The organism is Morganella morganii, assembly GCF_019243775.1.
GTDB lineage: Bacteria > Pseudomonadota > Gammaproteobacteria > Enterobacterales > Enterobacteriaceae > Morganella > Morganella morganii.
In genome coordinates this window covers 1,320,100-1,345,048 of the sequence record NZ_CP069157.1, presented here as the reverse complement: position 1 = coordinate 1,345,048, position 24,949 = coordinate 1,320,100, and the positions used below count along the sequence as shown (strand labels likewise).

Below are 24,949 nucleotides of genomic sequence, written 5' to 3'. Positions count from 1 at the left end.
ATTATTTATCAAAAACAACAGGTTTAGAAATAATCCCGCCAAAATCGGAGATGTAGCTTATGGTTATTTCGTCATTACTATGAATAGTTGTTACCGGTACAGTTAATGATTCGAAGGGAACTATCATCTCCGAAACAGTATATTCCTTATTATTAACCAAAATATTTCTGACGGTGATATGAAAAGGTGAGTCATTAATGATTTTTATTCTGTTTCCTTTTCGTTCATACCTCAGTTTATTATAATCAGGCTCAGTTAATCCTGCAGGGCGATAGAATAATTTAAACTTTGAATTAATAACAATCTGAAGTTTATTTTCTCTGTTTTCATCTGTTTCCGGAATGCCTTTTATATTCAGCCAGAGTAATGACTCTCTGTCATCCGGAAATTCTGTTTTTTTCAGCATGACACGCAAAATTCCTTTTTTTCCTGCATCCAGCTGAAAAATAACCGGCGTGAGAATAAAGTCCTTACTTTTCGTCATGCCATCTTTTTTTTCAACCCAGCTCTGAATTAAATAGGCTGATTTTTTATCCGTATTATCAACAGGAATTGTGATCATTTTTTTATCCTGCGGATAAATAAACCGGGTGCCGCCGACAACCACGGCAGCAATCGCCTGACTCATTGTCAGAAAAGTAATAATAAGAAAAGTAAAACCGATTTTCATGATGCTGTTTATCCGGGGCGGCAACACCTGTTGCCGCCGGTATTAAATGTTACTCATAAGAAACAGTGTAATTCACCGTTGCATTACCTTCACCCGGTGTTGCCAGGCCGGTAGCCTGATACGCTGCGGTATAATTCAGAGTATAATCACGGGAATCGGCCTTTAGCAGAATATCACGATAGCCACCTGCCGGCGTTACCTGCTGCCCTTCAGCAGTCGCAATGCTGATCCCTACTTTTCCGGCACTTTTTTCATTGGCATCCAATGCATACAGCGTTGCATTGTCTGCATGCGCCGTGCCCTCCATTTTGATTTTCAGCGATGTCATTGCTAATGAACAGTTAATCAGAGAAATATCAAAGGCTTTTTCTTCCGTTCTGTCATCATTTTTCTTCAGTTTAGCGACTGAATGCTCGCCCAGATAAACATCTTTATCTTTTAGTGTAATATCACAGCTTGAGTCAGTGATTTTCCCTGTAAATCTGATATTCCCTGTTATTTCTTTGGGATCGACGTCGACTTCCGGAGCGATTTCATTAACATCACCATCCGCAGAGAATGCATTAAAGGAAAATAAAAGTAAGGATGAAATAATTAACTTTCTTTTAAATAAAGACATAAAAATTACCTTTTAAATATTCAACAAATATATGTTTCTTATGACATGTATTATCTGAACAGATATAATCATACACTAAATATTGACAAGCGGATGACTATACCAGCAGGAGATAAACAAACACAAAACAAAGATTAATCAGTGAGTGATAAAAAATCACATCAACATAATAATCTTACTGTTTATTTAAGTCAGTTTATTTAATAAAAAAGCCATCTTATGCAAGATGGCCTTTATAATATTTAATTGATATGTGAATTATTTATTTCTTCATATCCAGTGCAGTTAATTCTGCAATCCGCATAATCACGGAAACTGCCTGTTCCATGCCTTCCAGTGAGATAAACTCGTGTTTACTGTGGAAGTTATAACCACCGGTAAACAGATTCGGGCACGGCAGACCACGGTAAGAGAGTTGCGCACCGTCAGTACCACCACGAATAGGTTTGATATCCGGTTCAATATCGCAGTCAATCATTGCCTGTTTGGCCAGTTCAATCACATGCGGGTGTTTCACCACATGGTCGCGCATATTGTAATAGCTGTCATCAATCGTCAGCTCGATATAGCAGTCCGGATGCAGACCTTTACCGACTTTCTCGGCAATCGCAATCATATTGCTTTTGCGTTTTTCAAAATTGTTACGGTCAAAATCACGGATGATATAGTTCATTTCCGCGCGTTCAACCGTGCCTTTGATGCTTTGCAGATGATAGAAACCTTCATACCCTTCGGTATTTTCCGGCGTTTCTTCCGGCGGTAATTCGCTGTGGATGCGGGTTGCCAGTGACAGCGCGTTCACCATCACACCTTTGGCACTGCCCGGATGCACGTTATTGCCCTCAATACGGATGGCAACTGCCGCCGCATTGAAGTTTTCATATTCCAGCTCACCGACACCACCGCCATCAACGGTATAAGCCCACTGCGCACCGAATTTTTTCAGATCCACATACTGCGCGCCACGGCCGATTTCTTCATCCGGCGTGAAGGCAATGCGGATATCACCGTGCGGAATATCACTGTTTTTCAGACGTACCATGGCAGTGATGATTTCTGCGATACCGGCTTTGTCATCCGCACCCAGCAGGGTTTTACCGTCGGTCATAATCAGGGTTTTACCCAGCATGGTGTGCAGCACCGGGAACATTACCGGCGACAGCACTTCATCGCCGATGCCGAGTGCGATATCACCACCACGGTAATTTTCCAGAACCTGAGGATTCACATTACGCCCGGAGAAATCCGGTGAGGTATCAAGGTGAGAAATAAAACCGATAACCGGTACCGGCCAGTCAACATTCGCCGGTAACGTTGCCATCACGCAGCCGTTATCATCCAGCGAGACATCTGATAACCCCAGCGTTTTCAGCTCTTTTTCCAGAGCACGCGCCAGCCTTAACTGACCGTCGCTGCTTGGTGTCAGCTTGGCTGACGGCTTCGACTGCGTGTCAAAAGAGACATAACCGAAAAAGCGCTCTAATAACTTATCCATGTGTTCCCCCAATAACATTGATTTCTTATTATCGGGGAAACATAAATTGAGTTATTGCGTCAAATCAGATTTAGTGTTGTTAATCTGCGCCAGCAGCTGACGGACATACTCCGGCACCACCTGCCCGGCAGGACCGTAGTGACACTCCTCAAACTCACTCTGCACCTTACTCGGTTCCAGATTGAGTTCCACTGTATGTGCCCCGCACAGCCGTGCCTCATGGACAAACCCGGCCGCCGGATAGACATGCCCGGAGGTACCGATGGCGATAAAGATATCCGCATCATTCAGTGCCTGATAGATTTCATCCATGCCGAACGGCATTTCACCGAACCAGACAATATGCGGCCGCAGCGGTGACGGGAACTGACAACAGTGGCAGCGCTCATCCGCTGACAGGTCACCGGTGCACGACTGAACCTGTCCGGACATCGCACAGCGAATTTTCAGCAACTCGCCGTGCATATGAATAATCCGCTGACTACCTGCCCGCTCATGCAAGTTATCAATATTCTGGGTGACCAGCAGGAAGTTATCCCCCAGCACCTGTTCCAGCTCCGCCAGGGCGAGATGTGCCGGGTTCGGCTGCACGTCAGGGGACTGTAACTGGCGGCGGCGGTCATTGTAAAACTGCTGCACCAGACGCGGATTGCGGGCATAGCCTTCCGGCGTCGCCACATCCTCGATGTTGTGCTCTTCCCACAGCCCGTCTTCCGAACGGAATGTCCGGATCCCGGACTCGGCGGAGATACCCGCGCCGGTCAGCACAACAATTTTAGGTTTAAACTGATCCATTTTTCCGGCCATCCATTTATCGCGATAGAAAAAGCGTAAGTGAAAACGCTGGCGCAGGATCCGCCGCTGTTTGCGTAACTTTCTTAATCGGTGCGTTCTGCGCATAATCCGGCCTTTGTTCATCACTGTCTCCGTTCAGGGTAATGCATCCGCACTTCGGATTCAAAAATCATTACAATTCCTGCGGGCTTTACTGCCCGCTCAGAATACGTGCCGGTTCAAGGCGGCAGGCGCGTCTCGCCGGATACCAGCTTGCCAGCAGGCTCAGCACAATGGTGGTTAAGACCACATACAGCAGATCGGTCAGCCGCAGCTCCGACGGCAGAAAATCAATAAAATAGACATCGCCGGACAACAGTTTGTGCCCGATAAGAAATTCAATACCGCGGATAAGCGGTGTCAGATTCAGCGCCGCCAGTGTGCCGAGAACCGCCCCGCTGATACAGCCGACCATGCCGGTCAGCAGTCCGTACCAGAGGAAAATGGAGCGGATCAGGCTGTCTTTCGCACCAAGAGTGCGCAAAATGGCGATATCCCCGCTTTTATCTTTCACGGCAATAATCAGGGTGGAAACGATATTGAAGCACGCCACACCAATCACCAGAATCATGGCCAGATACATAATACTGCGCACTAACTGAATGTCGCTGTACATATAGCCGTATTCGTTGATCCAGCTTTTATAAAAGACATGTTCACGGCTGGCTTCCGCCGCCCGCAGAACCACGTCATTGGCATTGAAAACATTATCCGTGCGGATTTCAATCCCGGTGACACCCTCACCGTAATCCAGGTACTGCTGTGCATCTTCCAGCGGCAGCAGCGCCAGCCTGTGATCCAGCATGCCGCTTAAGCGGAAAATCCCCGCGACCTGCAAACGGATACGTTTCGGTTGTAACAGGCGCTCCGTGCTGTCGTGATTCGGGATCATGATGGTGAGCCAGTCACCCTGCGCAACACCGAGGGATTTTGCCGCGCCGTCACCAAGGATTATCTGATTTTTCCCGGCCTGAAAATCCGCCCATGCATTATCCGCCACAAATTCCGGCAATCCGCTCACCAATTTCTGAGTGACCGGATCCACACCCATTAGTTGCATGGCCTGTAATTTACTGCCTTTTTCTGCCAGCCCGGTAAATTCAATATACGGGCTGGCGGCCACCACACCCGGAGTATTTTTGATCCGCAGCAGGCTCTGCGCCCAGGTATCAAACGGCTGCTCAACAGTGGAAATCTGCCCCTGCGGCACCACGGAAAGTACCCGGTTCTCCAGCTCACGCTCAAAGCCGTTCATGGCACTCAGCCCGATAATCAGTACCGCCACCCCGAGCGTGATCCCCAGGGTGGAAATAACGGAAATCAGCGAGACCATTCCCGCCCGTTTCCGCCCTTTGCTGAAACGCAGCGCAGTCAGTAATGACAGCGGTAGTGCATTCATAGCGCCGTCTCCGGCTGTGCATTCAGAATACCGTCGCGCATTTCCATCTGCCGCCCCATTTTCGCCGCCAGGGCGAGGTCATGGGTAACCACCAGGAAGGCTGTGCCGAGGGTTTTATTCAGTTCGGATAACAAATCAAAAATGCTCTGCGCATTGCGCTGATCTAAGTTACCGGTCGGTTCATCCGCCAGAACCAGTGACGGTTTATTCACCAGCGCACGGGCAATCGCCACCCGCTGACGCTCCCCGCCGGAGAGCTCAGACGGACGATGATGGGCACGCGCTGCCACACCAACCCGCTCCAGCATCTCCCCCGCCTGTGCCAGCGCTTTATCCCGCGCCATACCGCCGATCAGCAGCGGCATCGCCACGTTTTCCGCCGCCGTGAAGTCCGGCAGAAGATGGTGGAACTGATAGATAAAGCCCATTTCCTGATTACGCAGCGCCGACAGAGCGTTCTGGCTCATGGCGGAAAGTGCCGTGCCGTTAAAAATCACCTCACCGGAGGTCGGGGAATCCAGCCCGCCGAGCAGATGCAGCAGCGTACTTTTCCCTGAACCGGAACTGCCGACAATCGCCAGCATATCCCCGCGCCGGAGTTCAAAATTAACCTGTTTCAGGACATCAGTTTCCACTGTGCCCTCATGATAAGATTTGCATAACTGACGACATGCCAGTAATAACTCACTCATAACGTAAAGCCTCCGCGGGTTGTACCGCTGCCGCCCGCCACGCAGGCCAGAGTGTGGATAATAAAGAGATAAGCATGGCAGCCGCGCCGATAGTGATGACGCGCAGCGGCTCAATGACCGTCGGCAGCGCGATTCCTTTCGGGATCAGCCCCAGCAGCGGCATCAGAATATTCAGTTGTGACGATAGCAGTGTGCCCAGCAGAACGCCGATCACCGAGCCGAGGATCCCTGCCCCCGCGCCCTGAATCATAAAGATCAGCATAATTTTGCCGCGTGTCATTCCCAGGGTTTTCAGGATGGCCACTTCGGTCTGTTTTTCCATCACCAGCAAGGCCAGTGAGGTAATGATATTAAACGCGGCCACGGCGATAATCAGGCTGAGCAGCAGCCCCATCATATTTTTCTCCATGCGCACAGCCTGGAAAAACTCACCTTTCTGCACGCGCCAGTCTGTCCAGACCAGCCCTTCCGGTAATGTCTGCTGACTGAGGCTGTCCACCTGTAACGGCTGTGACAGATAGAGACGCCAGCCGGTGATATTACCCGCCGGATAGCGCATCAGACGTGCCGCATCCTCCTGATTCATCAGCACCTGGGTGTTATCGGATTCACTGCCGGAGGAAAAAAAGCCCGCCACGGTGAACAGGCGCTGGCTCGGGATGCGTCCCATCGGCGTCAGCTGCGACACATTCGGCACCAGGATACGGACACTATCCCCGCGTTTAAGCCCCATGCGTTTCGCCACGCCTTCGCCGACCACCACATGATACTGACCTGCCGCCAGGTCGGATGGCCGGGTATTCACCAGATAATTCATCAGCGGTTCATCCCCCAGCGGATCAATTCCGGTCACGGAGGCGATCCCCACATTGCCGGTGCTCTGCAATACCACATCACCGGTGACAATCGGGGCGGTTTTTACCACATCACGCAGCCCGGCTAATTGTGAGACCGGATGTGTCTGCGGATCCAGCACGCCGTTTCCGGTGGTGATTACCGCCTGCGGCATAAAATCGAGGATACTCTGCTGCAATGAGCGTTCAAAACCGTTCATCACGGATGTCACGGTGATAAGTGCTGTCACCCCCAGCGTGATGCCGATGGCGGAAAGCAGCGAGACAAAACGGGCAAAGCGATCCGTGCCGCGTCCCCGCATGTAACGCAGACCGATTAAAAATGAGACAGACTGAAACATGAAATCTGAACGCCCCTGTTGCCAAAGCGAAGTGTTCAGGGATAATAAAGGCTCCGGTTGATGAATGGAACCACTCCCGCCCGTTTGCGGCAGTTTTTTTTCATTGACGGTCAGCGTGTTGCCGGTATCAGACCACCTCCGGACCGGCAGCGCGGCGGCCTTTTATTGCCCGGACAAGCCACTCCGGTATGGCAGAACCTTGTTACCTGACAGAAACACGTAGCCCGATGGAAAACCGAATGTCGCTGAAAACACGCTATGAACTCCCGGCCCGTGCCGCAGACACCCGCCAGCTCGGTGAAATGACCGGTGCAGCCTGTGCGGTGGAAACCGCGTCGATAATTGAACAACACGACGGCCCCGTTATCCTGGTGACCCGCGATATGCAGAATGCCCTGCGGCTGCGGGATGAAATCCGCCAGTTTACCGCGCTCCCGGCAGAAACCCTTGCCGACTGGGAAACCCTGCCGTATGACAGTTTTTCGCCGCACCAGGAGATTATCTCCAACCGGTTATCCACATTATACCGTCTGCCGACCCTCGAAAAAGGCGCACTGATTCTGCCGGTCAATACACTGATGCAGAAAGTGTGTCCGCCTGAATTTCTCACCAGTCATGCGCTGGTGATGGCCAAAGGGGAAAAGCTGTCGCGGGATAAGCTGCGTGAAGAGCTGGTTCAGGGCGGCTACCGTAGTGTCGAACAAGTACTGGAGCACGGCGAGTTTGCCATTCGCGGCGCATTGCTGGATCTGTTTCCGATGGGCAGCGAACTGCCGTTCCGGATTGATTTCTTTGATGATGAAATCGACAGCCTGCGCACCTTTGATGTCGACACCCAGCGCACCCTCGATGAAGTGAATGCGATCAATCTTCTGCCTGCTCACGAATTCCCGACGGATAAAGATGCTATCGAGCTGTTCCGCAGTCAGTGGCGGGAAACCTTTGAGGTGCGCCGCGACCCGGAGCATGTTTATCAGCAGGTCAGCAAAGGTACCCTGCCCGCCGGTATCGAGTACTGGCAGCCGCTGTTTTTCACCGCACCGCTGGTACCGCTGTTTGACTATCTGCCGGATAACACCCTGCTGGTGACCCAGGATTTACAGGAATCCGCCGACCGCTTCCGCCGTGATGTGCAACAGCGTTTTGAGAGCCGGGGTGTGGATCCGATGCGCCCGTTACTGCCGCCGTCACAGCTGTGGCTGACACCGGAAGAACTCAATCAGCAGATGAAAACGCTGCCGCGTGTGCGGCTCAATAATGACAAACTGCCACGCAAAGCCGCCAATACCAACCTCGGCTATACCGCTCTGCCGGATCTGAAAGTCAATCCGCAGCTGAAATCCCCGCTTGACCCGCTGCGCCGCTTCCTGGAAAGCACAGAGGCTGCCGTGATTTTCTCGGTGGAAAGTGAGGGACGGCGCGAAAGCGTACAGGAACTGCTGGCGCGCATCAAAATCAAACCGGCGGAAATCCGCAGTCTGACGGATGCTACCGTGCCGGGTATTTATGTCATGATCGGTGCCGCTGAGCACGGCTTTGTTGATAACGACCGTCAGCGCGTCCTGATCTGCGAAAGCGATATGCTGGGTGAGCGAGTGGTGCGCCGCCGCCAGGACACCCGCCGCACAATTAACACCGACACCCTGATCCGCAACCTCGCGGAACTGCGCCCCGGTCAGCCGGTAGTGCATCTGGAGCACGGGGTCGGCCGCTATCAGGGATTAACCACCCTGGAGGCCGGGGGGATCAAGGCAGAATACCTGATCCTCACCTACGCCGGGGAAGACAAACTGTATGTCCCGGTGTCATCGCTGCATCTGATCAGCCGCTATGCCGGAGGGGCAGATGAAAGCGCCCCGCTGCATAAACTCGGCGGTGAAGCCTGGAGCAAAGCACGTCAGAAAGCAGCGGAAAAAGTCCGCGATGTGGCGGCACAGTTACTGGATATTTATGCACAGCGGGCCGTCAAACCCGGCTTTGCCTTTAAACATGATCGCGAACAGTACCGCGAGTTTTGCCAGTCTTTCCCGTTTGAAACCACTCCGGATCAGGAGCAGGCTATTAATGCCGTGCTGAGCGATATGTGTCAGCCGGTGGCGATGGACCGGCTGGTGTGCGGTGATGTCGGTTTCGGTAAAACCGAGGTCGCAATGCGGGCGGCCTTCCTCGCCGTCCATAACCACAAGCAGGTTGCTGTGCTGGTGCCGACCACTCTGCTCGCGCAGCAGCATTATGATAACTTCCGTGACCGTTTCGCCAACTGGCCGGTGCGGATTGAAGTTCTGTCCCGTTTCCGCAGCGCCAAAGAGCAGCAGCAGGTGCTGGATGATACCAGAGAAGGAAAAGTGGATATCATTATCGGCACACATAAGCTGTTGCAGAGCGATGTGCACTGGCATGATCTCGGCCTGCTGGTGGTGGACGAAGAGCACCGCTTTGGTGTCCGCCATAAAGAGCGCATCAAGGCAATGCGCGCCAATGTGGATATCCTGACCCTCACCGCCACCCCGATTCCGCGTACCCTGAATATGGCGATGAGCGGCATGCGGGACCTTTCTATTATCGCCACCCCGCCGGCAAGACGGCTGGCGGTGAAAACCTTTGTCCGTCAGTATGATGAGCTGGTGGTGCGGGAGGCGATTCTGCGTGAGGTACTGCGCGGCGGCCAGGTCTATTATCTCTACAATGATGTGGAGAATATTGAAAAAGCCCGCAACCGTATTGCGGAACTGGTACCGGAAGCCCGTGTGGCAGTCGGCCACGGACAGATGCGTGAGCGCGAGCTGGAACGGGTCATGACCGATTTCCACCATCAGCGTTTTAATGTGCTGGTATGCACCACGATTATTGAAACCGGTATCGATATTCCCAGCGCCAATACCATTATCATCGAACGGGCCGATCATTTCGGGCTGGCACAGCTGCATCAGCTGCGCGGCCGTGTCGGGCGTTCACACCATCAGGCCTATGCTTATCTGCTGACGCCACACCCGAAAGCCATGACCACCGATGCCCATAAACGCCTGGAAGCAATTGCTTCTCTGGAAGATTTAGGAGCCGGATTTGCTCTCGCCACTCATGACCTGGAAATCCGTGGTGCGGGTGAGCTGCTGGGCGAGGATCAGAGCGGCCAGATGGCCAGCGTTGGTTTCACACTCTATATGGAAATGCTGGAAAGTGCGGTTGATTCCCTGAAAAGCGGCAAAGAGCCGTCACTGGAAGATCTCACGCAGAGCCAGACCGAAGTGGAGCTGCGTATGCCGGCCCTGCTGCCGGAAGATTACCTGCCGGATGTAAACATGCGCCTCTCCTTCTACAAACGGATTGCCAGCGCGCGCAGCGATACCGAACTGACCGAGCTGAAAATTGAGCTGATTGACCGCTTCGGTCTGCTGCCGGATGCCGGTCGTCACCTGCTGGCGGCAGCGGGTCTGCGCCTGCAGGCACAGGACCTGGGGATCCGCCGGATTGAGGCGCAGGAGAAAGGCGGTTTTGTTGAGTTCAGTGAGAAAAACCATGTCGACCCGGCGTATCTTATCGGGCTTTTGCAAAATAACCCGAAACAGTACCGGCTGGACGGCCCGTCAAAACTGAAATTTATCTGTGACCTGACCGACCGCACCAAACGCATTGAGTTTATCGCGGATTTACTGACTGCATTTGCCGCTCATCCGGTATAACGTACAACATCCTCTCTGTCAGGTGCCGGTTTCGGCCGGTACCTTAAAAATGAATAAAAATCCATTTATTGTGAATATTAATTTGCAAGGTGATTATTAGTTCGGTTAGTATTTACCAAAATATAATGACAACAACAGGGTAAATACTATGGATCGTCGTTCGTTTCTGAAATCAACAGGGATCGCGCTCGGCGGATTAACCGCCGCCTCTCTGGTCACCACCAGTCAGGCCGCCACCGGTACTGTCTCACCAACAACCAAAGCAGCGCCGCTCAGCGCGGAAAATCCGCTGCTGCTGAACTTCAATGAAAACTCACTGGGGATGTCTCCGAAAGCCCGTCAGGCGATTATTGACGCCCTTCCCGGCGCATTCCGCTATCCGGATGCTGCCCGCGAAGCGCTGATTGAGCAGATTGCCGCGCATTTCTCACTGACACCGGAACACATCAGCCTCGGAAATGGTTCCTCAGAAACCATTCAGGCGGCTGTGCAGATGCTGGTGGCGGATGCACAGAAAAAACAGCAGCCGGTGCAGCTGATTGTACCGGATCCGACATTCAATTATGCCGAACTGTATGCTGAGCCGCTGGGCGTCAATATTGTCAAAGTGCCGCTGAAAGCCGATCTCTCTTTCGACCTCACAGCCATGCAGGCGATCGCCGATAACTTTGCCGGTCATTCCGTTATCTATATCTGTAACCCGAATAACCCGACCGCTATGATCACCCCGGCATCACAACTCGCACAGTGGGTAAACCAGGCACCGCCGCAGCAGAATTTTATTATTGATGAGGCATATGCGGAATTTGTGTCTGATCCGCAATTTAAAAGTGCGGTTGAATGGGTGGCTGCCGGAAAATCCAATATTATCGTGACACGCACTTTCTCGAAAATATTTGCCCTGGCCGGGCTTCGTGTCGGTTACGGTATTTCCGTACCGGCAGTAACGGAACAGGTAAATATTTTCAATTCTATCGATAATACTAATATAGCAGGTGCAGTTTCCGCACTGGCATCCCTGAATGATAAACCGTTTATTGATTACAGCCGCCATTCAACGGATGTTTCACGGGAAATTGTGGTTGCCGCACTGAAGGAATTAAATCTGCCTTATGCGCCCTCACAGGCTAATTTCATCTTCCATAAGGTGACCGGAGATGTAAAAACCTATCAGCAGCGGATGAAAGAAAACCATATAATGGTCGGCCGTGAATTTCCGCCGGTAACCGGCTGGAGCCGCCTGACATTAGGCACGCCGGAAGAGATGCAGCAATTTGTGGCGGTATTAAAGCAGTTTCGTCAGAAGGGCTGGGTTTAATTTCCGGTTACATTAAATAAAAAACGTGGTGAATACCGGTTTATGACATAAACCGGTATTCTTATTTTTTGTCTGTAACACACTTTATTTTACTGTATTCAGCCCGGGTAAAATGATCAGCCGCCCGGTATTATCCACCGGCATGACATCACCCGGATTATAATTGATTCTGACCTTACCGACGGTGTCATTGATTCTATACACCACATCATAGCCGACAATCCGGTGCTCATAGGTGTATGCCGTCGTACAGGAGCGGTATGTCGGGCCACCGTACACCTTCGGTGCATGCAGCAGGGTTTCATACAGCAGGTACGGGGTGCAGACCTGCTCAGTCGGGTGGACGATATCCAGGAGTTCACGCTTGTACGGACCCGGCATGGTTGTCAGGTCACAGTATTCATGGCGTACAGGCACCGTTGCCATGATAGGTTCGGATGAGAGAACCTCAGCAACAGCGGGATGTTTATTCTTTGTCACAGCAAAAGAAATGATTACCGCAAAAATAACAAACAGAAGCACAAGCCCTGTGAATGTTATTCGTGATAATGGTTTTCGTTCATTTTTATTCATTGTCAAATTATATAAATATCCAGCGGTAATAATTGGGATTATTCCTATCAAACCCGGTTTTATTTTTAACGATTAATCTTACCGGACTATATTCCCACAGCACCGCTAAATAAAAGTTAAATAATAATGATGAAACAATAATTCTGTCCCTGTAATTTATTAATTCAACCTGACTGTGTGTGTACTGACAACGATCAACAATAATTAATAAAGAGCAGTATCTGCCTTATTTTGTTCATTACCACCGGAATTATCTGTTAGTGATGATACTGAACTCCTGTTAAATAATGCATTTTCCGGCTTTATATCAAATCTGTACAATGTATATTTCCCTGTTCTGAGCAGGGTTTATTATTATAAAAAATGACGCCCGGAAGCGTCATTTTTGGGGAAGATCAATTAATGTAATTTCAGCCGCGGACGGATAATCCGGTTTATACCGCCAACCAGCATCATCAGCCCGGTTTTAATATAACCGTGCAGCGCAATCTGATGCATACGATACAGAGAAATATACATCACACGGGCAATACGCCCTTCAATCATCATATTCCCGCGCATCAGGTTACCCATCAGGCTCCCGACCGTACTGAACCGGGAGAGGGAAACCAGTGAGCCGTGATCTTTAAACACATAATCCTTCAGCGGCTTATCATTGAGTACCGCAAGGATGTTGTGATAGCAGCGGGTCGCCATCTGATGTGCTGACTGCGCGCGCGGCGGAACAAATCCGCCCTCTTTTTTCGGGCAGGATGAGCAGTCACCGATAGCGAAAATTGCGTCATCACGGGTGGTCTGGAGTGTTGGTTTGACCACCAGCTGATTAATACGGTTGGTTTCCAGCCCGCCAATCTCTTTCAGGAAATCAGGCGCTTTGATACCTGCCGCCCAGACCATCAGGCTCGCCGTGATATGCTCGCCGTCTTTGGTGTTCAGGCCGGATTCATCGGCGCTGGTGACCATGGTCTGCGTCATCACACGCACACCCAGTTTGGTGAGCTCCTGGTGAGCGGCACCGGCAATTTTCGGCGGCAGAGCAGGCAGAATACGCTCACCCGCCTCCACCAGCGTCACATTCAGTGCATCGGTATTCAGGCCTTTAAAACCGTAGCTGTGAAGCTGCTCAACGGCATTATACAGTTCTGCTGACAGTTCCACTCCGGTCGCCCCGCCGCCGACAATCGCGATATTCACTTTGTCGCCTTCGCCGTGGCTGGCGGAGTATTTCAGGAACAGGTTCAGCATCTCATTATGGAAGCGGTTTGCCTGTGACGGGCTGTCGAGGAAGATGCAGTTTTCTTTGATCCCCGGTGTACCGAAATCGTTGGAGGTACTGCCCAGCGCCATCACCAGAATGTCATAATCCAGCTCACGCTCCGGTACCAGCAGGTCACCGTTGTTATCACGGATTTCTGCCAGGGTGATATTTTTACTGTCGCGATCCAGTCCGGTCATTGAACCCAGCTGGAAATTGAAATAGTGATTGCGGGCATGCGCCAGGTAGCTCAGGGCATCCACGCCGTCATCCAGAGAACCGGTCGCCACTTCGTGTAACAGCGGTTTCCACAGGTGGCTGCTGTTGCGATCGACCAGAGTGATTTCCGCTTTTTTCTTCTTACCTAATTTGTGGCCGAGTTGCGTTGCCAGTTCCAGCCCGCCTGCGCCACCGCCGATAATCACAATCTTCGTATTCGGTGTAGTCATAACATCCTCTGAAAAATAATCTAACGTTATCTCAGGGCTCTTCAGGAAAAACAGTGAGATAACATCAGATAAAACTGAATCGTGTCACACCATGGTATACCACAACAGGTAATTTGGTCATACCATATTTGATCATAATCAAATTCTGGGTAATCCGGCGGAAAAATGCAAACATTATTTTAAATTTAACAAAACTATTTTACTTTTGGTTTACCTCTGATGCTTTCTTTAATCACCGGATTAACTTTTCACACCCGCAGATGAAAAAAGCCCGTTATCTTGCTGATTCAGCACCAGAAAGTTATTGATATAACGCAATGACCGGAAAGATACGTAAGAGAACGATCACAGAAAAGGCAGATTTGAGACAGGAATCGCTTCAGTTGCGGGGGAAAAAAATACCGCGCCTTCAGCAGGCGCGGCTGTTTTACCGAGAGGCGGTGATATCAGGCTTTTTTAAACGCGGTTTTAAACCCTTTGATTTCCTGTAAATGACGGGACAGATCCTTAAACTTGTGGGTCTGTTCTTCATCCCAGATAACCTGATAGTACGGTGACAGCGTGTCATGCGCACGCTGGTTATCCAGCGCCTCATCATTGCGGGACAACAGCACCAGGCAGTTCTGCCGGTTCAGCTCGCGGAAATCCGAGATACACTTGGTCATGATATCCAGATACTCTTCCGGGCGGTCGATTTTGCCTTCCATATTTTCATACGGGAACAGGTTAGGGTTCACCATCACCTGGCGGATCCCGCACAGATATCCGACACGCTCAGCCCAGAAGCCCCCCAGACCCACGCCCAGCACAATGGCCGGTCCTTCGCTCTGTTTTACCGCTTTATCCACTTCGGTCAGCAGATATTTCATGTCATAACGCGGATGAAGCGTGCTGTAACTGATAAAACGGACATCCGGATCCGCAAATTTCAGCTGCATCACTTTTTCATGATTGCCCGGGCTGGTTGAATCAAATCCATGAAGATAAATAATCATGCTCGCTCCTGCCATTGTTCGTGTAATACGGATAGGGTTTTGTTCGCCTGCTGCCAGCGCTCACTGCGCTGCAGTTCGGTCAGATCATAACCTTTACCCCGATGATACAACTTATCAATACGTTGTGCCGTGATAACAGGCAAATTATCAAGGATAGTCACAGCACCTCTGCGGTTATTACAGACCAGGATCATATCGCAGCCCGCATCCAGTGATGCCTGACCACGCTCTGCATAGCCGCCCATCACCGCCGCCCCTTCCATTGACAGGTCATCCGAGAAAATCACCCCGTCAAACCCGAGTTGCTGACGCAGCACCGATTTCAGCCAGTAAGATGAACCGCTCGCCGGACGATCATCAATCTGTGTGTAGATCACATGTGCGGGCATCACAGCATCAAGCAGGCCGCGCTGGATAAATTCGCGGAAAATCGCCATGTCTTTACCACGGATCACCGCCGGGTCGCGCTCATCACGCGGCGTTTCCTTGTGAGAATCCGCACTGACTGCGCCGTGCCCCGGGAAGTGTTTACCGGTGCTCGACATCCCGGCACTGCGCATACCGCGCACAAAGCGTTCCGCCATCTGCGCCGCAATGTCGCCGTCCTCATGGAACGCGCGTGAGCCGATAGCCGCGCTGCCGTGCCCCAGATCCAGCACCGGCGCGAAACTGATATCAATATCCATAGCGATCATTTCCGCCGCCATCAGCCAGCCCGCCTCTTCCGCCAGCGCAGAGCCGGTGAGCAGGTCATTAAACTGTGCAAAAGACTGTGCCGCCGGCAGGCGGGTAAAGCCATCTTTAAACCGCTGGACGCGGCCGCCCTCCTGGTCAACCGCAATCACAACCCGGTTGTCGCGGGTGGCTTCACGGATCTGCCGCGTCAGTTCCCGCAGCTGTGCCGTGTCATGGAAATTACGGGTAAAGAGAATCACTCCCCCGACTGAAGGGTGGCGCAGGATCTCGCGCTCTTCGCTGTCCAGCTCATACCCTTCAACATCTAACATTACAGGACCCATGGTGAAACCTCGTTGTATTTACCTGAGCCCGGCGGCGGCTTTCAGCGCGGCCGGGTATTGCAGAAACTGCGGGTCGCCGGTTTGTCCCCAGCGGCTCTCGAACCACATAACCATCATATAATCTGCCCGTGCCTGCCAGCGGCAGGTCTGCGCCAGTACGCGCTGCGGACAGTGATAAGCAGAATAATAACGCAGAAAAGTGTGAATTAACGTCAGTGACCAGTGATTGGCACGAAAAAGTGTGGCGAGAGACAGACCGATATCGGTATCAGCAGCATATTCCCAGTCAATCAGATGCAGTTCCCCTGCCGCCGTCACAATGTTGCCGGGGTGGATATCCATATGTGCAGGCGCCAGTTTCAGCGGCTGAGGCTCTGCTTCGCGCATAAAGTGACGATGAATACGCAACAGCTGCGGGGTGCGGCGGCGTTTGTCGGTCAGGTGAAAGTGGCGGTCTGCCTGCGCTTTGAGCGGCAGACGATACCCGGTAAGCGGCTGATTATGCAGATTGCTGACCAGCGCCGCCAGCTGCGGAATAAAATCCGGTTGCTGTATCCGTTCCGGCGGCAGTGTTTCACCCTCCACCCGGTACAAAAGCAGCCAGCCGTGGCTGAACCCGGCCACGCGCGGAGCAAGACCGCTGTCACGCAGCCGGTGCAGGATACGCGCCTCTTTCTGACGGCTGACACCGATATCCGCACTGTGCACGGTCTGTGCTCTGCCAATCAGAGATACACCTTTTTGTTCAATACTGACACTTTCCCGCGTCAGCCCGTTCAGCGGACGGATTGTCCAGCCGGCGGCAGGCAGTGCGGGAAAGTGTTCAGCGAGGCATAACAGTAACGCGCGGTTACTGCTCAAGCACCGCGCCCTTACCGGACCAGATGATTTCACCGCTGCTGACAGACATCAGTTGCATCTCCATCTGACGGGCATCACGGGTACCGGTCACCACGCTGTACAGCACATAGTCGGCATTCAGATAACGCGCCAGACCGATAGCTTTGCTGCGCAGGGTCAGTGTATCGTTATCACCCATACCCAGCACCGACATGGCACTGCTGACCGCACCGGCCGGGATCACATTCAGTACCCCGGTTTTTCCGATGGTATTCATCAGCGCACCGGTCGCAACGCTGGTCTGCAGGCTGCTGTTGGTTTTATTACCGACTTTATTCACCAGCAGCGTACTGCCCTGATTCACGCCGTCGCTGTGAACCATCTGATTAACCAGTGGTGTAATACTCTGTTCCCACTCGATTTTTTTCATTTTCGGCGGAACCGGCACCGTATCCGGCGGCGGCAGCGGCAGTGGTGGCGGCGTGGTATCCGGCGGCGGTGTTACGGTACCCACCGGTACCGTAGGTGTCACCGGTGCCGTTGAAGGACACCCGGCGAGCAGCCAGACTGACGCTATCACACATAAAAGACGTTTCATCACCGTTCTCCTGTCAGCCGGTTATTTCGCCAGCATCGGCCCCAGATGATGGCCGCCGACCAGATGCATATGAATATGGAACACTTCCTGTCCGCCGTGGCGGTTACAGTTCATGATCAGGCGGTAGCCGTCATCCGCAATACCTTCCTGCTGTGCGATTTTGGCCGCGACCGTGATCATATGACCCAGAACCTGTTCATCTTCCGGCGTAACATCATTCACAGTAGGAATAAGATGGTTGGGAATAATCAGAATATGTGTCGGTGCCTGCGGGGAAATATCCCGGAACGCCGTCACGCTGTCATCCTGATAGACGATATCAGACGGAATTTCACGACGAATAATTTTACTGAAAATAGTTTCTTCGGCCATAACCTGCTCCTGTAATTAATCAGCCTGACAGATGTGTGCGGATTTACCGGACAGACACCTGAAACAGACGGCAGAAATTGTCAGTGGTGATCTCAGCAAGCGCCTCAACGCTCACCCCTTTTAATACAGCCATATACTCCGCCACATCACGCACATACGCGGGCTGGTTCTCTTTACCGCGAAACGGTACCGGGGCCAGATACGGCGAATCGGTTTCCACCAGAATGCGATCCAGCGGGACAATGCGGGCGGCTTCGCGGATCTGCTCCGCATTGCGGAACGTCACGATGCCGGAAAAGGAGATATAAAAACCTTCATCCAGCAGCGCTGATGCCGTCTCTTTGTCTTCGGTAAAGCAGTGTAACACGCCGCCGCACTCCCCGGCCTGTTCTTCGCGGATAATCGCCAGGGTATCCTCACGGGCATCCCGGGTGTGCACAATCACCGGTTTATTCAGCTCACGTCCGATACGGATATGCTCGCGGAAAACCTCACGCTGAAGCGCGGCATTCTCTTTCTGATAGTAGTAATCCAGCCCGGTTTCGCCGAGGGCCACCACCCGTTTATCCGCCGCCAGTTCACGCAGCTGTGTGAAATCATACGGCTCATCCAGATTCAGCGGATGAATACCACAGGAAAAGGCCACATCCGGGCGCTCACCAATCAGCTCGCGCATTTTTGTGTAACCCGGCAGGGTTGTCGCCACCGCCAGTGCGTATTTCACATCTCGCTGCGCGGCCTTTTGCATAACATCATCCACACTTTCATGCTTTTTTTCATAATCAAGGCAATCGAGGTGGCAGTGGGAATCTACTAAAAACATAATTAACTCATTATTTTAAATTAGGTGATGCAGAAAACAGGGTTTCCTGGTGTAACAATTGTTCTGTCAGCAGCAGTTCCTGATTCACGCCGGTGATGGTCATCAGCCGGTGGCGGCAGGTCAGCCAGCTTTCCGCTGCATTCAGTAAGTGTGCACTGCTGTAATGCGCTGCCAGTTGTGCAATCAGAGCAGACTGGTCCTGATTCAGACAGGCAGGTGCCATATTCTGCTGATATTTTACCGCATCCATAAACAGGGTGGTCAGCCAGCTGATGCGCTTTTCCGCATCCTGATGATTCAGTTCAGATAACAGCGACAGAAAATCCCCGCTGCGCACGGATTCTGCCAGCTGGGTAAACAGATTCAGCCGGTTCTGCCAGTCAGCGGTGGTCAGCAGTGACAGTGCCGCCGCCGGGGCATTGTGGCAAAGATTCAGCGCAGTCTGCCGCGACACCGCATCAGACGGCGGATGCTCGCGCTGTAACCACTGTAAACCGGTCTCCGCTGACGGCGGTGCCAGATGATAAGCAAAACAGCGGCTGCGCAGTGTCGGCAGCAACTGCTCCGCCCGCAGGCTCTGTAACACAAACCAGGTATTCTCTGTCGGCTCTTCCAGGGTTTTCAGTAAGGCGTTGGCGGCTGCTTCGGTCAGCAGTTCCGCCTGCGGAATATGCACCAGTTTGGCACCACTCTGCTGGGCGTGCTCATACAGTTTTTCTGTCACGGCTCTCACAGCATCAATCCCGGTGGCAGATTTACCCTTTTCCGGCTGCAGCAGATAAAAATCCGGATGGGTGCCTGCCAGCATCAGTTTACAGCTGTGGCACTCCCCGCAGCTTTTGATGCCCTGCGGCTGCTGACACATCCGCAGCCGTGTCAGGGCATAGGCCAGCTCATCAGTGCCGGTGCCGGGCATACCGTACAGCAGCAGAGCATGATGCCCCTGACCGGACATCCACGCGGTTGCCAGCTGGCGGTAAACCGGATTAAGCCACGGATACCAGTTCATTACGCCTCTTCCTGCTGTGCCAGCCAGTTCAGTACGGCAGTGCGGATTGATTGATGGACGTTATCTATTGATTGCGAAGCATCAACGGTTACAATGCGCGGATCGGATTCAGCCAGCTCCAGATAACGGGCCCGGGTGCGGCGGAAGAAATCCAGTGATTCCTGTTCGATTCTGTCCAGCTCGCCCCGGCTGCGGGCGCGGGCCAGGCCGGTTTCCGGCGGCAGATCGAGATACAGGGTGAAATCAGGATAAAAATCCCCCAGTACGGTATCACGCAGTGACTCCATCAGTTTGCGATCGATACCGCGTCCGCCGCCCTGATAGGCCTGAGAGGAGAGATCATGACGGTCGCCGATCACCCATTGTCCGCGCGCCAGTGCCGGTTTGATAACATTATCCACCAGCTGAATACGCGCGGCATATAACATCAGTACTTCCGCTTTATCAGTAACCGTTTCGCCGTCGATTCCGTCTTTAATCAGGGTGCGCAGCTTTTCTGCCAGCGGTGTGCCGCCCGGCTCACGGGTATAGACCAGGTCAGTGATGCCGTTTTCACGCAACGTATCAACAATCACCTGACGTGCCGTGGTTTTTCCGGCACCTTCAAGCCCTTCAATTACAATAAATTTGCCTGTCATTGTTTTTTTAATCCGTTACGGTAATCCGCAACCGCCCGGTTGTGATCCCGCAGATTCGTGGTAAATACATGTCCGCCTTTGCCGTCCGCGACAAAGTAAAGGTAACCCGTGGTGTCCGGTTTGGCTGCCGCATCCAGCGAGGCACTGCCCGGCATGGCGATAGGTGTCGGCGGCATGCCGTCAATCTGATAGGTATTATACGGCGTTACCCGCACCAGGTCGCTGCGGTAAATCGTGCCCTGATAACGCTCACCCATGCCGTAAATTACCGTCGGGTCGGTTTGCAGGCGCATTTTCAGTTTCAGCCGGTTCATAAAGACCGACGCCACTTTTTTACGTTCACCGTCCACGCCGGTCTCTTTTTCAATCAGCGAGGCCATAATCAGCATTTCATACGGATCCGCATACGGTAAGTCGGTATTACGGGTCTTCCAGGCTGCCGCGAGTTTGGTTTCCATCTGCTGATGTGCCCGCTTCAGGATTTGCGTGTCTTCTGTTCCGGCTGTATAGAGATAGGTATCCGGGTAGAAACGCCCTTCCAGGTGGCTGCCGGCCGGCAGGCCGAGCATTTCTGTCAGTTTATCTGCCGGTAAATCCGCGAGGGTCTGTTTCAGGTAAGGGGCTTCTGACAAGATTTTCTGCCAGTCCGCTAATTTACTGCCCTCAACAAAACGGATACTAAATTGTGCCTCTTTACCGCTGACAAACAGTTGCAGCATGCTTTTGACCGTCATATCCGGCGTCAGTCGGTAAGTACCGGCTTTGATTTTTGCCAGATCCGGCTCCAGTTGCAGCAGCCAGTCATAATTGTGTGATTCCGGGATAATCCCGCTTTCCGCCAGTTTTTTCTCCAGCGCCACACGACCGGTGCCCGGCGGAATGGTGAAAATGGTTTCTTCAGTGACAGAAATTTTTTGTCCGGAAAATGCGTTCACCTGATGATAAAGCCAGTACGCCACGCTGCCCGCAACCGCAAGCAGCACCAAAAATGTCACAAGGAAAATCCGTGTTTTTTTCATCAGTCATTAACTCTGTTAATTCAGGGTATTGCTGCCGGACAGTGCGGCAAAAGCCAGGTAAAGAGTGAGCGGGAAGTATAATGCCAGTGATGACGGGCATCCGCGCGGATATCATTGACCGGCATGACCGGCATCAGCGCGTTGCACATAATCACTTCATCCGCTTTTGCCAGCACCTGCGGAAAACGTTCGGTTTCATAACAGCGGTAACGGCTGCCTTTCAGCACATCCATGATATGCGCGCGCATCACACCGGCCACACCACATTTGCTCAGTGACGGGGTAAACACATCATCGCCGCAGCGCCAGAACAGATTGGCGCTGCAGCCTTCGGTCAGAAGGCCGTCAGTATCACAGACAATGGCTTCATCGGCCTGCTGTTCTGCCGTATAACGGCGGATCAGCACCTGCTCCAGCCGGTTCAGGTGTTTGATACCGGCCAGATACGGATTGACCGACAATGGCACCGGGCTTTTCATCACCGATAACCCGCGCTCCTGCAATACCGGATAGCTTTCCGGATATGCGGAGCGGATCAGGATCACCAGCGGCGGTACATCCGCACGCAGATAACCGCGTCCCTGCTCACCGGCGGAAACAATCACTTTCAGCACACCATCCGCTGTACCCTCTGCGGCCTGCATTATCCACTGGGGCAGCAGCGCGTCATCCGGCGGTGTCAGCCCCAGCCCGGCACAACCACTGCGGAGCCGGTGCAGGTGACGTGAAAGCAGCGACGGTTTGCTGTTCACAATGCGCATCGTGGTAAAACAGCCGTCACCAAACTGCACACTGCGATCAGAAATCGCGATGGTGTGCTGCGGTACACCATTAACCCAGTAATGCGTCTGTTGTGTCATAGCCAACTCATTGTTTTAACGGTTATTATTTAACCGTCATTCAGTATGCGGACAGACCTGTATAATAGTACAGCTGTGATTTTTGTGCAAAACTGCGATAGCGTCACCCGCCAGGTAAAAAAAAGCGCCGTCAGGCGCTTTTCTCTCAGAAAACAGACTCAGATCTTACGGAAAATCAGGGAACCGTTGGTGCCGCCGAAGCCGAAAGAGTTACAGAGTGCGTATTCCATACCTTCCACTTTGCGGGCTTTGCCCGGTACAAAGTCGAGTTTGCAGACCGCTTCATCCTGATTATCCAGGTTGATGGTCGGCGGTACAATCTGATCACGCAGTGCCAGAATGGTGAAAATGGATTCCACTGCACCGGCGGCACCCAGCAGGTGACCGGTCATGGATTTGGTGGAACTGACCAGAACGTTGGTTCCTTCACCAAATACCGTTTCAACGGCTTTCGCTTCCGCCACATCACCCGCAGAGGTGGATGTGCCGTGCGCATTGATATAGCCGATGCTGTCAGCAGGAATGCCTGCATCCTGAATCGCATTTGCCATGGCCAGTGCGGCACCGTCACCGTTTTCCGGTGGTGATGTCATGTGATAAGCATCGCTGCTCATCCCGAAACCGACCAGTTCCGCATAGATTTTCGCACCGCGGTTTTTCGCGTGTTCGTACTCTTCCAGCACCAGCATACCGGCACCGTCACCGAGCACAAACCCGTCACGATCTTTATCCCACGGACGGCTTGCGCCCTGAGGATTGTCATTATTGGTGGATAAGGCACGCGCAGCACCGAACCCGGCAACACCTAATGGTGTGCTGGCTTTTTCAGTACCACCGGCAACCATCACATCCGCATCACCGTAAGCGATGATCCGGGCAGCATGACCAATGTTATGCACGCCGGATGTACAGGCAGTGGCAATGGAAATGCTTGGTCCGCGCAGGCCGTACATAATACTTAAGTGTCCGGCAACCATATTGATGATAGTTGAGGGAACAAAGAACGGGCTCACTTTACGCGGGCCGCCGGCAGCCAGAGAGCTGCAGTTTTCTTCAATCAGTCCGAGACCACCAATACCAGAACCAATCGCAGCTCCGATACGGGTTGCATTGGCTTCTGTTACTTCGATTCCGGAATCCGCAATTGCCTGGATACCGGCTGCAATACCGTATTGAATGAAGAGATCCATCTTCCGGGCATCTTTGCGCGAAATATTAAAATCTTCGTGATTGAAATCTTTTACCATACCTGCGAATTTGGTCGCATGGTTAGAGGTGTCAAAATGATCAATCAGGCTGATACCACTCTGCCCGGCACACACAGCTTTCCAGGATGAATCGACTGTATTACCGACAGGAGATAACATGCCAAGTCCGGTCACGACTACACGACGCTCAGACACGCTTATCCTCCGGGGGGGAAAAAAGAAACAAGGCGGTCGGGTGACCGCCTGGACATGAGGGATGCTTACTTGCCTGCGTTCTCAACGTAGTCAATAGCAGCCTGTACAGTTGTGATTTTTTCTGCTTCTTCGTCTGGGATTTCGATGTCGAACTCTTCTTCCAGAGCCATCACCAGCTCAACTGTGTCAAGAGAATCAGCGCCTAAGTCATCAACGAATGAAGCTTCGTTTTTTACTTCTTCCTCTTTAACACCCAGTTGTTCAACGATGATTTTCTTAACACGTTCTTCGATAGCGCTCATACTATTAAATTTCCTATCAAAACTCGCTATATGCGATGGTTTTCGTAGTTTATAAAATACAGGAAAAGATGCAACCCAATCCCGGCTGGTCTAACCATATAAATACTCACTTTTGCGTGTGTTTACACAAAAACAGCAAATGGTTAGCTCAAACATTAAATCATGTACATGCCACCATTGACATGCAATGTCTCGCCTGTGATGTAAGCCGCTTCATCAGAAGCTAAGAAGGCTACAGCACTGGCAATCTCTTCAGCATCACCCAAACGGTTAGCAGGAACCTGAGATAAAATGCCTGCACGCTGGTCGTCTGTCAATGCACGAGTCATATCGGTTTCGATAAAACCCGGGGCAACGACGTTGACGGTGATGCCGCGCGACGCGACTTCACGGGCGAGTGATTTACTGAAACCAATCAGCCCGGCTTTCGCCGCCGCATAGTTAGCCTGTCCGGCGTTCCCCATCGTTCCGACAACAGAACCGATGGTGATGATGCGCCCGCAACGTTTTTTCATCATGGCGCGCATAACCGCTTTGGACAGACGGAATACGGATGAAAGGTTAGTGTCGAGGATATCCTGCCACTCATCGTCTTTCATACGCATCAGTAAGTTGTCACGTGTGATACCTGCATTATTAACCAAAATATCAATTTCGCCAAACTCAGCGCGAATATTTTCTAATACATGGTCAATGGATGCGCTGTCGGTCACGTTCAGGGCAAGGCCTTTACCCTTTGCGCCTAAGTATTCACTGATAGCAGCCGCACCGCTTTCGCTGGTCGCAGTACCAATCACAGTTGCACCACGTGCTGCTAATTTCTCAGCAATTGCACGGCCGATTCCGCGGCTCGCACCGGTGACAAGGGCAATTTTGCCTTCAAAGCTCATCT

General features: G+C 52.2%; 25 protein-coding genes. 3 read left to right on the top strand and 22 right to left on the bottom strand.

All coding sequences use genetic code 11. The features are described 5' to 3' along the window. Position 1: 1 nt before the first annotated feature. From JL661_RS06435 to lolC, 7 genes are all read right to left on the bottom strand, one after another. On the bottom strand, positions 2-670 hold the full coding sequence (locus JL661_RS06435) for a fimbrial biogenesis chaperone (RefSeq protein WP_062771382.1): 669 nt from the start codon (positions 668-670) through the stop codon (positions 2-4). 49 nt (positions 671-719) lie between these two features. After that, entirely contained in the window at positions 720-1,289 is a 570-nt protein-coding gene (locus tag JL661_RS06430; protein WP_004238104.1) for a fimbrial protein, read from the bottom strand. A gap of 262 nt (positions 1,290-1,551) precedes the next feature. Then, complete coding sequence (gene pepT / locus JL661_RS06425; protein WP_004238103.1) at positions 1,552-2,784, bottom strand: peptidase T; 1,233 nt, start codon at positions 2,782-2,784, stop codon at positions 1,552-1,554. A gap of 51 nt (positions 2,785-2,835) precedes the next feature. Then, positions 2,836-3,684 carry a Sir2 family NAD+-dependent deacetylase gene (gene cobB / locus JL661_RS06420; RefSeq protein ID WP_024473418.1) on the bottom strand — a complete coding sequence of 283 codons (849 nt, stop codon included), beginning with the start codon at positions 3,682-3,684 and terminating at the stop codon, positions 2,836-2,838. An 85-nt stretch (positions 3,685-3,769) separates the two neighbouring features. Then, complete coding sequence (gene lolE, locus JL661_RS06415; protein ID WP_032098674.1) at positions 3,770-5,017, bottom strand: lipoprotein-releasing ABC transporter permease subunit LolE; 1,248 nt, start codon at positions 5,015-5,017, stop codon at positions 3,770-3,772. After that, on the bottom strand, positions 5,014-5,709 hold the full coding sequence (gene lolD / locus JL661_RS06410) for a lipoprotein-releasing ABC transporter ATP-binding protein LolD (RefSeq protein ID WP_004238099.1): 696 nt from the start codon (positions 5,707-5,709) through the stop codon (positions 5,014-5,016). Before lolD ends, lolE begins: the two co-directional genes overlap by 4 nt. After that, complete coding sequence (gene lolC / locus JL661_RS06405; RefSeq protein ID WP_004238098.1) at positions 5,702-6,904, bottom strand: lipoprotein-releasing ABC transporter permease subunit LolC; 1,203 nt, start codon at positions 6,902-6,904, stop codon at positions 5,702-5,704. The genes lolD and lolC overlap by 8 nt, the downstream gene beginning before the upstream one ends. A gap of 239 nt (positions 6,905-7,143) precedes the next feature. Here lolC and mfd point away from each other — a divergent pair, with 239 nt between their 5' ends. After that, entirely contained in the window at positions 7,144-10,584 is a 3,441-nt protein-coding gene (gene mfd / locus JL661_RS06400) for a transcription-repair coupling factor (protein ID WP_062771381.1), read from the top strand. Between the two features lie 148 nt (positions 10,585-10,732). Next, positions 10,733-11,902 (top strand): pyridoxal phosphate-dependent aminotransferase, encoded by a 1,170-nt coding sequence (locus JL661_RS06395; protein WP_062771379.1) that lies wholly within the window; start codon positions 10,733-10,735, stop codon positions 11,900-11,902. Between the two features lie 84 nt (positions 11,903-11,986). On the opposite strand, the gene umoD is transcribed toward JL661_RS06395, so the two are convergent. Then, a complete protein-coding gene (gene umoD / locus JL661_RS06390) occupies positions 11,987-12,424 on the bottom strand; it encodes a UmoD family flagellar biogenesis regulator (protein ID WP_004240640.1) in 438 nt (145 codons plus the stop codon). On the opposite strand from umoD, the gene JL661_RS06385 reads away from it, so the two are divergent. Then, entirely contained in the window at positions 12,327-12,551 is a 225-nt protein-coding gene (locus tag JL661_RS06385; RefSeq protein WP_125460926.1) for a hypothetical protein, read from the top strand. The genes umoD and JL661_RS06385 overlap by 98 nt on opposite strands. A gap of 323 nt (positions 12,552-12,874) precedes the next feature. Here JL661_RS06385 and JL661_RS06380 read toward each other — a convergent pair whose 3' ends face one another. The 14 genes from JL661_RS06380 to fabG all read right to left on the bottom strand — a co-directional run bounded on the left by JL661_RS06380 (position 12,875) and on the right by fabG (position 24,947). Next, positions 12,875-14,179, bottom strand: a complete 1,305-nt coding sequence (locus tag JL661_RS06380; RefSeq protein WP_004238091.1) for an NAD(P)/FAD-dependent oxidoreductase — start codon at positions 14,177-14,179, stop codon at positions 12,875-12,877. 446 nt (positions 14,180-14,625) lie between these two features. Further along, a complete protein-coding gene (ycfP, locus tag JL661_RS06375) occupies positions 14,626-15,174 on the bottom strand; it encodes an alpha/beta hydrolase YcfP (RefSeq protein ID WP_004238088.1) in 549 nt (182 codons plus the stop codon). Next, positions 15,171-16,193 (bottom strand): beta-N-acetylhexosaminidase, encoded by a 1,023-nt coding sequence (gene nagZ / locus JL661_RS06370; protein ID WP_015422830.1) that lies wholly within the window; start codon positions 16,191-16,193, stop codon positions 15,171-15,173. The genes ycfP and nagZ overlap by 4 nt, the downstream gene beginning before the upstream one ends. A gap of 18 nt (positions 16,194-16,211) precedes the next feature. Beyond that, on the bottom strand, positions 16,212-17,054 hold the full coding sequence (locus JL661_RS06365) for a protein kinase family protein (protein ID WP_004238086.1): 843 nt from the start codon (positions 17,052-17,054) through the stop codon (positions 16,212-16,214). After that, complete coding sequence (gene lpoB, locus JL661_RS06360) at positions 17,044-17,631, bottom strand: penicillin-binding protein activator LpoB (RefSeq protein WP_062771377.1); 588 nt, start codon at positions 17,629-17,631, stop codon at positions 17,044-17,046. The genes JL661_RS06365 and lpoB overlap by 11 nt, the downstream gene beginning before the upstream one ends. Before the next feature lie 21 nt (positions 17,632-17,652). Further along, positions 17,653-18,003, bottom strand: coding sequence for a purine nucleoside phosphoramidase (hinT, locus tag JL661_RS06355; protein ID WP_004238084.1), 351 nt, complete (start codon positions 18,001-18,003; stop codon positions 17,653-17,655). Between the two features lie 43 nt (positions 18,004-18,046). Beyond that, a complete protein-coding gene (locus tag JL661_RS06350) occupies positions 18,047-18,826 on the bottom strand; it encodes a metal-dependent hydrolase (RefSeq protein WP_004238082.1) in 780 nt (259 codons plus the stop codon). A gap of 10 nt (positions 18,827-18,836) precedes the next feature. Then, complete coding sequence (holB, locus tag JL661_RS06345; RefSeq protein ID WP_004238081.1) at positions 18,837-19,835, bottom strand: DNA polymerase III subunit delta'; 999 nt, start codon at positions 19,833-19,835, stop codon at positions 18,837-18,839. Then, a complete protein-coding gene (gene tmk / locus JL661_RS06340; RefSeq protein WP_004238080.1) occupies positions 19,835-20,473 on the bottom strand; it encodes a dTMP kinase in 639 nt (212 codons plus the stop codon). Before tmk ends, holB begins: the two co-directional genes overlap by 1 nt. Beyond that, positions 20,470-21,492 carry an endolytic transglycosylase MltG gene (mltG, locus tag JL661_RS06335; RefSeq protein ID WP_049241114.1) on the bottom strand — a complete coding sequence of 341 codons (1,023 nt, stop codon included), beginning with the start codon at positions 21,490-21,492 and terminating at the stop codon, positions 20,470-20,472. The genes tmk and mltG overlap by 4 nt, the downstream gene beginning before the upstream one ends. A 20-nt stretch (positions 21,493-21,512) precedes the next feature. Next, positions 21,513-22,352 (bottom strand): aminodeoxychorismate lyase, encoded by an 840-nt coding sequence (gene pabC / locus JL661_RS06330; protein ID WP_062771373.1) that lies wholly within the window; start codon positions 22,350-22,352, stop codon positions 21,513-21,515. Between the two features lie 158 nt (positions 22,353-22,510). After that, positions 22,511-23,755: a beta-ketoacyl-ACP synthase II gene (gene fabF, locus JL661_RS06325; protein ID WP_015422831.1), complete on the bottom strand. Its 1,245-nt coding sequence runs from the start codon at positions 23,753-23,755 to the stop codon at positions 22,511-22,513. Between the two features lie 65 nt (positions 23,756-23,820). Then, positions 23,821-24,057, bottom strand: coding sequence for an acyl carrier protein (gene acpP, locus JL661_RS06320; protein ID WP_004238075.1), 237 nt, complete (start codon positions 24,055-24,057; stop codon positions 23,821-23,823). Between the two features lie 155 nt (positions 24,058-24,212). Next, the gene (fabG, locus tag JL661_RS06315; protein WP_004240650.1) at positions 24,213-24,947 is read right to left on the bottom strand and encodes a 3-oxoacyl-ACP reductase FabG; all 735 of its coding nucleotides are present in this window, start codon (positions 24,945-24,947) and stop codon (positions 24,213-24,215) included. Positions 24,948-24,949: the final 2 nt, after the last annotated feature.